Annotated in this window: 8 protein-coding genes; 6 read left to right on the top strand and 2 right to left on the bottom strand. The window is 64.8% G+C overall.

Annotation, left to right across the window (positions count from 1 at the left end):
• Positions 1–5: 5 nt before the first annotated feature.
• A complete protein-coding gene (locus tag JC607_RS04320) occupies positions 6–1,397 on the bottom strand; it encodes a phosphomannomutase (RefSeq protein WP_198835714.1) in 1,392 nt (463 codons plus the stop codon).
• A gap of 398 nt (positions 1,398–1,795) precedes the next feature.
• Here JC607_RS04320 and JC607_RS04315 point away from each other — a divergent pair, with 398 nt between their 5' ends.
• The 6 genes from JC607_RS04315 (at position 1,796) to JC607_RS04290 (ending at position 11,199) form a co-directional block, all read left to right on the top strand.
• Complete coding sequence (locus JC607_RS04315) at positions 1,796–3,013, top strand: AI-2E family transporter (protein ID WP_198835713.1); 1,218 nt, start codon at positions 1,796–1,798, stop codon at positions 3,011–3,013.
• A gap of 160 nt (positions 3,014–3,173) precedes the next feature.
• On the top strand, positions 3,174–6,485 hold the full coding sequence (locus tag JC607_RS04310) for a DUF2126 domain-containing protein (protein WP_198835712.1): 3,312 nt from the start codon (positions 3,174–3,176) through the stop codon (positions 6,483–6,485).
• 8 nt (positions 6,486–6,493) lie between these two features.
• Positions 6,494–8,905 carry a circularly permuted type 2 ATP-grasp protein gene (locus JC607_RS04305; protein WP_198835711.1) on the top strand — a complete coding sequence of 804 codons (2,412 nt, stop codon included), beginning with the start codon at positions 6,494–6,496 and terminating at the stop codon, positions 8,903–8,905.
• Positions 8,902–9,789 (top strand): transglutaminase family protein, encoded by an 888-nt coding sequence (locus tag JC607_RS04300; RefSeq protein WP_198835710.1) that lies wholly within the window; start codon positions 8,902–8,904, stop codon positions 9,787–9,789. The genes JC607_RS04305 and JC607_RS04300 overlap by 4 nt, the downstream gene beginning before the upstream one ends.
• Position 9,790: 1 nt before the next feature.
• Complete coding sequence (locus JC607_RS04295; RefSeq protein ID WP_198835709.1) at positions 9,791–10,549, top strand: SDR family oxidoreductase; 759 nt, start codon at positions 9,791–9,793, stop codon at positions 10,547–10,549.
• Positions 10,550–10,647: 98 nt separating this feature from the next.
• On the top strand, positions 10,648–11,199 hold the full coding sequence (locus JC607_RS04290; RefSeq protein WP_198835708.1) for an NADPH-dependent FMN reductase: 552 nt from the start codon (positions 10,648–10,650) through the stop codon (positions 11,197–11,199).
• 108 nt (positions 11,200–11,307) lie between these two features.
• On the opposite strand, the gene JC607_RS04285 is transcribed toward JC607_RS04290, so the two are convergent.
• Positions 11,308–12,438, bottom strand: a complete 1,131-nt coding sequence (locus JC607_RS04285) for a site-specific DNA-methyltransferase (RefSeq protein ID WP_198835707.1) — start codon at positions 12,436–12,438, stop codon at positions 11,308–11,310.
• Positions 12,439–12,517: the final 79 nt, after the last annotated feature.

Here is a 12,517-nt window from a genome sequence, read left to right as displayed (position 1 = left end):
CACCTTTATCCGATCAGCTCTTGCCGCAGGGCCGAAAGCCCGCGATCCATCAAATTCCGCGCCGCGCCCACATCTTCCGCCTCGGTGTAAAGCCGGAATTCAGGCGCATTGCCAGAGGGGCGCAGATGCAGAATGGCGCCTGTCGCCAGGGTGATCCGCAACCCGTCAGTCAGATCGACAGCTTTTTCCTCCTGGCCAAGCCCGGCGAGAAACGCCGCCCGCGCACCCGCATCCCGGATCAGCCGCGCGAGAAAGGGGCCCGAGCGCTCGGGCGCGATTTCTTGCAGCCGGTCCGACAGGGTCACGACCGGCGGCTCACCCGCCACAAGGGTCGAGACCGTGCCGCCCTGCGCCGCGATCAGCACCATCAGGATCGGCAGCAGGAAATCGCGGGTCGGCAGCGCCTGGATCACGCCGCCGGCCAGCACCGCGTCAAAGCCCAGCAGGAAGCCGCCATTCGCCTCATACCCCACGACACGCCCGCCCGCCGCCTCCATCGCGGCGATCACGAAAGGCGAGCCGATCTTCGTGCGCCTGACCGAGGCAAACCCCTTCCGCATCACACCCGAATTCGAGGAAACCGGCGTCACCACCGTATCCGCCCCCAACGCCGCCGCCGCGATCTGGCCGAGGATATCGCCCGGCACGATGCGCCCGGTCTCATCTGCCAGAAGCGGGCGATCGGAATCGCCATCGGTCGAAATCAGTGCATCAAGGCTGTTCTCTGCCACCCAGATCGCGATCCGGCGCGCAACATCGGGGTCAACGGCTTCGGTATCGACCGGGATGAAGCTGTCGGAATGGCCAAACTCAATCGCCTCGGCGCCAAGCCCGCGCAGCGTTGAAAGCATCACCTCGCGCCCGACCGCCGAATGGCTGTAAACGCCGATCCGCCGCCCTTGCAGCGCATCAGGGCCAAAGACCGACACATAGCGGTGAATGAAGGCGGTATTGCCCCCGGCCTCCTGCAGCCGGCGGCCGCCAGTGGCGGCATCACCCGGATTGCGGCCAAGGGCGCCCAGGATCGCCGTCTCATCCTCTTTGGTGATCTCGCCCGCAGGCGTGTAGAATTTCAGCCCGTTGCGATCCGCGGGGATATGGCTGCCGGTCACCATCACCGCCGCCGCTCCGGCACGGCGCGCGAGACAGGCCAGCGCCGGCGTCGGGAGCGCGCCACAGACAGTGACGTCAACGCCCTCTTTCAACGCGGTCTCAATCACCACGCGCGCAATGCCCGGGCTGGAGGGCCGCAGATCTTCACCGACAAACAACCCGCTGCCCGAGCCGCCTTCCGTGGGGCAGGCCGCGAGAAAGGCGCGGATATAATCCGCCACCAGCGCGTCGGTCAGTTCGGTCACAAGGCCGCGCAGGCCACTGGTGCCAAATTTCGGAGCCATAGCTTCGCCTCCAGTCAGGATCACCCTGATTTGCCAGTCGCTTTCGGCTTTGGCCATAATCTGCAAATATATGCATCACAACCACTGCGGTCGCGAACAGACGGGCGCCGCGCTGGAAATTCCTGCCCTGCCCAATCTTTCGGCAGATTGGCAAAACCGCAAAACGATCCGGGAAAGCAACCACTTGCAGATCATAAACACTTGCAGTCCGCAGCTCGCCACCCCATGTGCGGTGGTGACATCACCGCCATAGTGCCGCGATAATCCTGCCGCAGAAGCGAGATTTTCATCGGAATGTCTCATGAAGCGGCGATCCGGAGTGCCGCTGTCCTGACACTGGCATCTCGACACTGGCGTCCCGGGGCGCGACTATGCCGGAAAATGGAAAAGATCGGAACATGGCCGCAACGACGACCCCTTCCCTCCCCGGGCATCCGCCCCGCCCCGAGCCACCCTTTGCCGCGGAGACGCGGCAAGGATATCGTCGCCCGCTGATCACCGATATTTCGGCGGCGCGCTGGCTCTTGCTCGCGATCCTCGCGGCCTCGGTCTATTTCTTCTACGGCTTCATCGTGCCCGTGCTGGCCGCCACCGTGATCGCGGTCGCAAGCTGGCCCCTGCGCGAACGCTCGCTGCCAAAGCTGGGGCGCACCCTGACCGCCACGGCGCTGGTGCTTGTGCTTTTATGCTTTCTGGTGCTGCCGATCCTTGCGGCGCTGTTCTACGCCTTCCATGAATTGCGTGACTGGATCTCCTGGGGGTTCCGCATCAACAGCACCGGCACGCCGCCGCCGCACTGGCTGGTCGAACTGCCGCAGATCGGCGGCTGGATCGATGAGAAATGGCGCGCGACCATCGGCCATCCCGGCGGCCTCGGGGAATTGGTGCAGCTGATTTCGGGCGAGAATATCGGCTCGATCTATCGCGGCGTGCTCAGCGCGGGATCGACCGCCTTCCACCTGTTCCTGAACCTGATTTTCATGCTGATCGCGCTGTTCGTGTTCTACCGTGACGGTGACCGCGTGGTGGAACAAATCGACCGCGTCGGCGCCCGCATCCTGCCCGAGCGCTGGAATCGCCTGTCGCGCATCGCGCCCGCGACCATCTCGGCCACAGTGACCGGCATGACGCTGATCGCGATTGGCGAAGGCGTGGTGCTGGGCATCGCCTATTATTTCGCCGGCCTGCCCTCGCCCGTCACCTTCGCCGTCATCACCGCCGTCATGGCGCTGATCCCCGGGGGTGCGCCTTTGTCCTTCACCCTGGCCTCGCTGTATCTGGTCGCCTCGGGCTCGCCCTGGGCCGGGGTCGCGCTGTTCACCTGGGGCACAGTCGAGCTGTTCATCGTCGACAAGACCATCCGCCCGATGCTGGTCGGTGGCCCGGTGCGGCTGCCGTTCCTGCCGACCTTTTTCGGGTTGATCGGAGGAGTGAAGACCATGGGCATTGTCGGGCTCTTTGTCGGGCCGGTGCTGATGGCGCTTTTGATGTCGATCTGGCGCGAATGGCAGCGCGAGATCCGGGAAGACGAGGCGCGCCGCCAGCCGCAGACGAATGCCTTGCCACCGCCGATGCAGCCGCCAATGCAGCCGCCGGTCACAACCGCTGACGGGTAGCACCCCCGCAGACTGCCCGATTGGCGGGCAGTTATTGCCCGGATTTGCGCCAATTGCGCGAAGAGATGGCAAAAACCCCTTGTCCGGCCCGGCTTTGCCCTGAACTCTGGGGTTCCGGGCCGGGGTGGAACATGTTGCCGGTCGCCAACAGGAAGTTCCGATGTCGATCAAGGCCGCAATCCATCACCTGACGCATTACATCTATGACCAGCCGGTCCTGCTTGGCCCCCAGGTGATCCGGCTGCGACCGGCGCCGCATTCGCGCACCCGGGTGATCAGTCACAATCTCAGGGTCAGCCCCGGCGGCCATTTCGTGAACCACCAGCAAGACCCTTACGGCAACTGGCTGGCGCGTTTCGTCTTTCCTGAACCGGTGCGCGAGCTGAAGATCGAGGTTGATCTGGTCGCCGATATGACCGTCTACAACCCGTTTGATTTCTTCGTCGAGGAAAGCGCCGGGACCTTTCCCTTCACCTATCCCGACGATCTGATCCAGGACCTGTCGATCTATCGCCAGGTGGAGCCACAGGGCGCCGAATTCGACGCCCTGCTCGCCTCGGTCAGCCGCACGCCATTGCGCACTGTCGATTTCATCGTCGGGCTGAACGCGCGGATCTCGTCCGAGGTGAATTACCTGATCCGGATGGAGCCGGGCGTCCAGACGCCGGCGCAGACGTTGCAACTTGCCTCGGGGTCGTGCCGCGACAGCTCCTGGCTGCTGGTCAATCTTTTGCGCCATCTGGGGTTCGCTGCACGCTTTGTCTCGGGTTACCTGATCCAGCTGAAACCGGATCTGAAGGCGCTGGATGGCCCCTCGGGAACCGAGGTCGATTTCACCGATCTGCATGCCTGGGCCGAGGTCTATCTGCCCGGCGCCGGCTGGATCGGGCTGGACCCGACCTCGGGCCTTCTGACCGGCGAGAGCCATATCCCGCTTTCCGCGACACCGCATTACCGGAATGCCGCCCCGATCACCGGCGGTTTTACCGGTCGCGCCAATGTCGGCTTCGATTTCGACATGCGCGTGACCCGGATCTCTGAGCATCCGCGCATCACCAGACCGTTTTCCGATGCCGCCTGGGAGAAACTGAACGCCCTTGGCGCCCGCGTCGATCAGGCGCTGGCGGCGGGGGATGTGCGGCTCACCATGGGCGGCGAGCCGACCTTCGTCTCCATCGATGATTTCGAAAGCCCGGAATGGAATTCCGAAGCCGTGGGCCCACAAAAACGCGCCCTTGCCGATCAGATGGTGCGCCGCTTGCGCGACCGTTTCGCGCCGGGGGGATTCCTGCATTACGGCCAGGGCAAATGGTATCCGGGCGAGACCCTGCCGCGCTGGACCTTCTCGCTTTACTGGCGGCGGGACGGCCATCCGGTCTGGCGCGATGCCAGCCTGATCGCCCCCGAAGGCGAAGATCAGGGCGCGACGCCCGAACAGGCGGCGGCGCTGCTCAAGGAAATCGCGGTACAGCTTGATCTGCCGCAGGATTTTATCCTGCCCGCCTATGAAGACCCCGCCGAATGGCTGGTGAAAGAGGCCAATCTTCCGGAAAACGTCACACCCGAGAATCCAAAGCTGAAAGACCCCGAGGCGCGGCATCGCATCTCGCAGGTCTTCTCGCGCGGGCTGACAGAACCGGTCGGTTATGTGCTGCCGGTGCAGCCCTGGCAGGGGCGCGACCACGGGCGGAAATGGGTGTCTGAATTGTGGTCCATGCGCCGCGGCAAGGTCTTTCTGACCCCTGGCGACAGCCCGGTCGGCTACCGGCTGCCGCTCGGCAGTCTGAAGCATCTCTCCGCCGCAGAATATCCCTGGCTGAACCCTGCCGATCCGACCGAGCCCCGCCCCGACCTGCCGAAACCCGACGCCCATCCGCAGCCCCGCGCCAGCTTTGCCGCCGCGCCCGGAGGCCAGCAGATCACCGAACAGATCGCCGGTTCCGAACTTGGCGGTGCCGTCCGCACGGCGCTGTCGATCGAGCCACGCGAGGGGCGGCTTTCCGTCTTCATGCCCCCGGTGGTGCGGCTTGAGGATTACCTCGACCTGCTGGCTGCGACCGAGACGGCGGCGGCAAAACTGGGTCTGAAAGTCCATATCGAGGGCTATCAGCCGCCGCATGACCCCCGGATGAACGTGATCCGCGTTGCCCCCGATCCGGGTGTGATCGAGGTGAATATCCACCCGGCCACCTCATGGGAAGACTGCGTCGCGATCACCAATGGCGTCTATGAGGATGCCCGCCAAAGCCGTCTTTGCGCCGAGAAGTTCATGATCGACGGCAAACATACCGGCACGGGGGGCGGCAACCATGTCGTGGTCGGCGGCGCCACAACGCTCGACAGCCCCTTCCTGCGCCGTCCTGACCTGTTGCGCTCGCTGATCCTGCACTGGAACCGGCACCCTTCGCTGTCCTACCTGTTCTCAGGCCTCTTCATCGGCCCGACCTCCCAGGCGCCCCGCATCGACGAGGCCCGCCATGACGCGCTTTACGAGATGGAGATCGCGCTGTCGCAGATCCCCGCGCCTTCCGAGGGTGAGCCGCCGGTGCCCTGGCTGACCGACCGGTTGCTGAGAAACATGCTCACCGATGTGACCGGCAACACCCACCGCGCCGAGATCTGCATCGACAAGCTCTATTCCCCGGATGGTCCGACCGGCCGGCTGGGCCTTGTCGAATTCCGTGGCTTCGAGATGCCGCCGGATGCGCGGATGTCTCTGGCCCAGCAACTCCTGATCCGCGCCCTGATCGCGCGATTCTGGAACGCTCCGGCCTCCGGGCCGCTGACCCGCTGGGGCACCAGCCTGCATGACCGTTTCATGCTGCCGCATTTCGTCTGGCAGGATTTCCGCGACGTTCTGGGCGATCTGCGCGCCCATGGTTTTGATCTGAAAGAGGAATGGTTCAGCGCGCAGGCAGAGTTCCGTTTCCCCTTCTGCGGCGAAGTGGAATATGAGGGCACCCATATCGAGATCCGCCAGGCGCTGGAGCCCTGGCATGTTCTGGGCGAGACCGGCGCCATAGGCGGCACCGCGCGCTATACCGACAGTTCGACCGAACGCCTCCAGGTGAAACTGACCACGGCGGACCCGTCCCGCTATGCCGTGACCTGCAATGGGCGCGAGCTGCCCCTGACCGCTACCCGCAGCGGCGAGGCGGTGGCGGGCCTGCGGTTCAAGGCATGGGAGCCGGCACTGGCCATCCACCCGCGCCTGAAATCCCAGGCGCCTTTGTCCTTTGACCTCTATGATCGCTGGTCAGGGCGCAGTCTGGGCGGCTGCACTTATCATGTCGCCCATCCTGGCGGGCGGAATTACGACACTTTCCCGATCAACGGCAACGAGGCGGAGGCACGGCGCCTCGCGCGGTTCCAGCCTTTTGGCGGCACCGGCAATCTCTGGCACCCACAGGCCGAGATCCGTCACCCGGAATTCCCGCTGACCCTTGACCTGAGACGCCCCATCGGCATCTGATCCGCGCCATGACTGGTGATGTTTCTTCCCCCGGTGATCCCCTCGCCCGGCATGATTTCGGTCTTGCCGGATACCAGCCGCTGCCCGGCGTCCCGGATGAGCTGATCGGGCCGGATGGTCAGGTCCGCCCGCTCTGGCAGCCGATGCTGGACCATCTTGCGGTGCTTTCCATCGCCGATCTCACCCGTGCGATCGAGCGCGCCGATCTTTACCTGCGCGATTCCGGGGTGATTTACCGTCAATATGACACCGCTGCCGGTACGGCTTCGGTCGAGCGCCCCTGGCCGCTGAGCCATCTGCCGGTGCTGATCGACGAGGCCGACTGGACCCGGCTTTCCGCCGCGCTGATCCAGCGCGCGGATCTGCTGGAACTTTTGATGGCCGATATTTACGGGCCGAACCGGATGGTCGCAGAGGGGCATCTGCCAGCGGAATTGCTGGCCGGCAACCCGGAATGGGCGCAGCCGATGGTCGGGATCGCGCCACGCTCCGGCCATTTCCTGCATTTCGTCGCTTTTGAGATCGGGCGCGGCCCCGACGGGCAATGGTGGGTGCTGGCGGACCGGACCGAGGCCCCTTCGGGCGCGGGCTATGCGCTTGAGACCCGGGTTGCCACCACCCGCGCCTTTGGCCCGCAGCTTTTTGGTCCGCAGCTGCACCGGCTTGCGGGCTTCTTCCGCGAGTTTCGCGATCACCTCCTGTCGATGCGGGCGGATCCTGCCGCCCGTGTGGCGATCCTGACGCCGGGGCCTTGGAACGAGACCTGGTATGAACAGGCCTGGCTTGCACGATATCTTGGGATCAGCCTTGTTCAGGGCGAGGATCTGACGGTCGAAAATGGCCGACTGATGCTGCGCACGGTGTCCGGGCTGAAACCACTGGATGTGCTTTGGCGCCGGCTGGACGGGTCTTTTGCCGACCCGCTGGAACTGGACCCCGCCTCGCGGCTGGGAACCCCGGGCCTTGTCTCGGTGCTGCGCCAGGGCGGGCTTTCGATGGTCAACCCGCCGGGATCGGGCGTGCTGGAGACGCGGGCGATGATGGCCTTCCTGCCGCGCCTCGCGCCGGTCCTGACCGGGGCAGAGCTGATGCTGCCGAATATCGCGACCTGGTGGTGCGGCGATGCCACGGCCCGCCAGGCGGTGATGGCGGCGGCGGATCGCATGATCCTTTCCCCCGCACTTGGCACCGGGCTGCCCTATGACCGGATGGATGACCCGCTCGCGGCGGCCAGCCTGACGCCCGACGCCCTGCGTGACCGGCTGGAACGCGACCAGGGCAGGCTGGTGGCGCAAGAGGTGGTGCGGCTTTCAACCACCCCCGCGCTGGTCGAGGGCAGGATCACGCCGCGCCCGATGTCGCTCAGGGTCTATCTCGCGCGCACCGCTTCGGGATGGAAGGTGATGCAGGGCGGTTTCGCCCGGATCGGTGCCACCACTGACCCGACGGCGCTGGCGATGCAGCGGGGCGGCGGGGCGGCAGATGTCTGGATCATTTCGCCCGACCATGTGGGCGGCGATACGCTGATGAACCGCCCGGCAGGGCAAAGCGGCACGCCCGAACCGGACGAGCTGCCCGCCCGCGCCGCTGACAACCTGTTCTGGCTGGGCCGCTATGTCGAACGCAGCGAGGGCATGGTGCGGCTGTTGCGCGCGCGCCATGGCCGCATCGCCGAAAGCGGCACCGGATCGCTGCCTCTGCTGGACGAGACCGATCAGCTGCTGGAATCGGCCGGTCTCGACCCCGCCGATCCGATCCCCGAGGGGCTTTTGGACACGATCGGGCGCGCGGTCACCGCGGCGGCGCAGCTGCGCGACCGCTTCTCGACCGATGGCTGGGCGGCGCTGAAGGATCTCGACAAATCGGCGCGGCGCCTGGCGCAGCAGGTCACCCCGGGAGATGACGCGGCCCAGGCGCTTTCGGCACTGTTGCGCAAGCTCGCGGGCTTTTCGGGCCTGGTGCATGAGAATATGTACCGGCTGATCGGCTGGCGGTTTCTGACGCTGGGGCGGATGCAGGAACGCGCCCGAAATATGGCGGGCTGGCTGGCGGCGCTGACAGATCCCGAAGCCGATCCCGGCGGCATCGACCTGTGTATCGAGCTCGGCGATTCCGTCATGATCCATCGGCGCCGCTATGCCATGAGCTCGGGGCGCGGGCCGGTGATCGGGCTTCTGGCGCTGGACCCGCTGAACCCGCGCGCGATCCGCAACCAGGTCGATGGCATGATGGATCTGATCCGGATGCTGCCCGAGGCCCTGGTCGAAAACCGGCTGAGTGCACCCGCCCGTGCGCTGTTGCGGCTGCAGACCGACCTCGCCACCGCCACGCCGGAAACGCTCGACAGTGCAGCGCTCTATGCCGTGCAGGTGCGGCTGGGCGAGGTTTCAGACCTGATCTCGGAGCGCTATTTCCGATGAGCCTCTATAACCTGCGCCTGCAGATCAGCTATGAATTCGACCGGCCCAGCGGCGCCGGGCGGCAGCATTTCCGCATCCTTCCCGCCACGCTGCCCGGGCGCCAGCGTCTTCTGGGATCCCTGGTCACGCTGGAGCCGGAACCGGGCGAGCTGGGTTTTTTTACCGATTTTTTCGGCACTGCTGTCGTTGAGGCGGCGATCCCCGCCGGGCTGACGCGGCTTGAGCTGCGCCTTGAAGCCGAGGTCGAGCGGCTGGCAGAGCCCGAGGGGCTCGACCTCTCGATGCCGGTCTCCCAACTCGGCCCCGAGATCGCGCAATGCCGCAGCCTCGGGCCGACATCGCCGCTGCATTACCACCTGCCCTCGCGCCGTATCCCAGAGGTGGGCGCCATCAGCGATTTTGCGGCCGGCGCGCTGAGGCCGGGCGACAGCGTGGCGGTGGTGACCGAACGGCTTGGCCTCATGCTCCATGACCATATGAGGTTCGAGACCGGCGCCACCGATGTCGACACATCGCCGGCCGAGGCCTTTGCCGCACGCCACGGCGTCTGTCAGGATTTCGCGCAGATCATGGTGGGTGGCCTCAGAAGCCTTGGCATTCCGGCAGGTTATGTGGCGGGCTATCTGCGCACCCTGCCGCCGCCCGGCCAAAAGCGCCTTGTCGGTGCCGATGCGATGCATGCCTGGGTCCGGGCCTGGGGCGGCAGCCAGCGCGGCTGGATCGACTATGATCCGACAAATGCCTGTTTCACCGGCGCGGATCATATAGATGTCGGCATGGGCCGCGACTATGGGGATGTGGCGCCGGTGACGGGGATGCTGCGGCTTGACGGCCAGCAGGAGGGACGCCATTCGGTGGATATTACCGAGGCCGGGGAGGGCTGAGATGACACAAAGCGAATTGCCGGTCGCGGTGATCACCGGCGCCGGATCGGGGATCGGGCGCGCTGTGGCGCTGGCGCTGATCGCGGCGGGCTATCGCTGTGCGCTGATCGGCCGTCGCAAGGCGCCCCTGGCGGAAACGGCGGCTCACAGCGCAGATCCCGACCGCGCGCTGATCGTCACCGCCGATCTGAGCCAGTCCGACGCGGTCCGCGAGGCTTTCGCGCAGATCGTCGCGCGTTTTGGCCGGATCGATTTCCTCTTCAACAATGCCGGCGCCTTTGGCGGCCAGGCGCGGGTCGAGGATACCACGCCGGACTCATGGGATGCGGTGATTGCGATCAATCTGAACGGCGCCTTCTACTGCGCGCGCGAGGCCTGGCGGCAGATGCTGGTGCAGACCCCCAAAGGCGGGCGCATCCTCAACAATGGCTCGATCTCGGCCTATGTGCCACGACCGCAGACGATCTCTTACGCGGCGTCGAAACATGCGGTGACCGGGCTGACCAAGGCGCTCGCACTTGAGGGGCGCGAACATGGCATTGCAGTCGGCCAGATCGATATCGGCAATGCCGCAACGCCGATGACGGCTGAAATGCCGAAGGGCATGCTTCAGGCCGATGGCAGCATCCGGCCCGAGCCGGTGATGGATGTCGCCCATGTCGCCGAGGCCATCGTGATGATCGCGCGCCAGCCGCTGACGGTGAACACGCTCTTCACGACGATCATGGCAACCGCGATGCCCTATGTCGGGCGCGGCTGAGCCTCACGGCTGATCCTTGCCGATCCGCACAGGACCTGTGACGCCCGGGCCGGAATACGCAACACTGAGCGCGTGGATCAACAGAAGGAAGCCTTCAAATGTCCAAGCTGGAAGTCGCCGTCCTGGTCGGAAGCCTGCGCGCCGGGTCTTACAATCTCTCGGTCGCCAAAGGGCTGCAGGCCCTTGCACCCGGGGGCATGACCCTTGAGATCATCCCGATCGGGGATCTGCCCTTTTACAACCAGGATCTGGACGAGGGCACGCCACCCGCCGCCTGGACCGCATTCCGCAAGGCAATTGCGGCGAAACAGGCGGTGATCTTTGTCACGCCGGAATATAACCGCTCGGTGCCGGCGGTGCTGAAAAACGCATTGGATGTCGGCTCGCGCCCCTATGGGCACAGTGTCTGGGGCGGCAAGCCGGCTGCGGTGATCTCGGCTTCGATGGGCGCCATTTCCGGCTTCGGCGCCAATCACCATCTGCGCCAGTCGCTGGTCTTCCTCGACATGCCAACGCTGCAACAGCCAGAAGCCTATCTGGCCCAGGTGCAGAACATGCTGGATGAAAAGGGCGGGCTGAAACCAGATACCGCAAAATTCCTCGGCACCGTGCTGGAAAAATTCGCGACTTTCGCCGCGAAGAACATCTGACCCTCCAGGGCGCGCGCAACCAAAAGGCCCCGCCATGTAAACATGGCGGGGCAGTGGCACCCCAGGCGGACCGGGGCGCAGGCGTTCGTGTATCTTATGGGAATCGCGTCAGTTCGGGCGCGCAGCCCCACCTGCATCTGCCCCCATTTCGGCCCGGATCTGCTGGCGGAGGATATCGATCGGGATCATTTTCCCGTCGCGTTTGAAATGCCAGTAGGTCCATCCATTGCAGGACGGCGCCCGTTCATAGGCCGCCCCCACCTGGTGGATCGAGCCCTTGACATCATTGCCGATCAGCGTGCCATCGGCGCGCACCTTGGCCTTGTAGCGATTGCCCAGCGACCAGAGCTCCTCCCCCGGGCGCAACATGCCGCGTTCCACCACCTGGCCGAAGGGCACCCGCGGTTCGGCCCGTTTCGATCCGGTGATCTCCAGCGCCGAGGCGTCATATTTGCGCACCCGCGCCAGCCGCTCCAGCGCGGCCTTGCGATAGGCTTCCTCGCGTTCGATCCCGATGAAATCGCGGCCCAGCATCTTGGCGACAGCCCCCGTGGTGCCGGTGCCAAAGAACGGATCCAGCACGACATCGCCCGGATTGGTCGTCGCCAGCAAGACACGGTGCAAAAGCGCCTCGGGCTTTTGCGTCGGATGCGCCTTGTCGCCATCCTCATTTTTCAGACGCTCATGCCCGGTGCAGATCGGGATCACCCAGTCCGAGCGCATCTGAATGCCTTCGTTCAGGGCCTTCAGGGCCTCGTAATTGAAGGTATATTTCGCTTTTTCGTCTTTCGAGGCCCAGATCAGCGTCTCATGCGCATTGGTCAGGCGCTTGCCTTTGAAATTCGGCATCGGGTTCGATTTGCGCCAGACCACGTCGTTCAGAATCCAGTAGCCCTGGTTCTGCAGCTCGGCGCCCAGACGGAAGACATTGTGGTAAGACCCGATCACCCAGATCGCGCCATTGGGCTTCAACAGCCGCTTTGCCGCCGCCAGCCAGCGTTTGGTGAATTCATCGTAAGTCGCGAAAGAGGCGAACTGATCCCAGTGATCATCCACCGCATCGACCTTGGAATTATCCGGCCGATGCAAATCGCCCTTCAGCTGAAGGTTGTAAGGCGGGTCCGCAAAAATCAGGTCTACCGAGCCCGCCGGCAGGCTCTCCATGATCTCGATGCAATCACCCGCAAGAATTTCGTTCAGCGGAAGCGCATGCTCCGCCGGTGCTTTTTTCGTCGCCATATTCTGCCTCTGCTCGCGGCAATTCTTGTGTGCCGTCTTGTGGATAAAGATGAGTCAGAACTGATTCGGCGTCAAATTG

Source organism: Paracoccus sp. IB05 (genome assembly GCF_016405985.1).
Lineage (GTDB): Bacteria > Pseudomonadota > Alphaproteobacteria > Rhodobacterales > Rhodobacteraceae > Pseudogemmobacter.
The sequence above is the reverse complement of the archived record's forward strand: the minus strand, read 5'-3'. Positions and strand labels throughout refer to the sequence as shown.

What these genes read in the sequence shown, in the direction of transcription:
- JC607_RS04320 (WP_198835714.1), bottom strand. Translation starts at nt 1,397, where the DNA reads ATGGCTCCGAAATTTGGCACCAGTGGCCTGCGCGGCCTTGTGACCGAA.
- JC607_RS04315 (WP_198835713.1), top strand. Translation starts at nt 1,796, where the DNA reads ATGGCCGCAACGACGACCCCTTCCCTCCCCGGGCATCCGCCCCGCCCC.
- JC607_RS04310 (WP_198835712.1), top strand. Translation starts at nt 3,174, where the DNA reads ATGTCGATCAAGGCCGCAATCCATCACCTGACGCATTACATCTATGAC.
- JC607_RS04305 (WP_198835711.1), top strand. Translation starts at nt 6,494, where the DNA reads ATGACTGGTGATGTTTCTTCCCCCGGTGATCCCCTCGCCCGGCATGAT.
- JC607_RS04300 (WP_198835710.1), top strand. Translation starts at nt 8,902, where the DNA reads ATGAGCCTCTATAACCTGCGCCTGCAGATCAGCTATGAATTCGACCGG.
- JC607_RS04295 (WP_198835709.1), top strand. Translation starts at nt 9,791, where the DNA reads ATGACACAAAGCGAATTGCCGGTCGCGGTGATCACCGGCGCCGGATCG.
- JC607_RS04290 (WP_198835708.1), top strand. Translation starts at nt 10,648, where the DNA reads ATGTCCAAGCTGGAAGTCGCCGTCCTGGTCGGAAGCCTGCGCGCCGGG.
- JC607_RS04285 (WP_198835707.1), bottom strand. Translation starts at nt 12,438, where the DNA reads ATGGCGACGAAAAAAGCACCGGCGGAGCATGCGCTTCCGCTGAACGAA.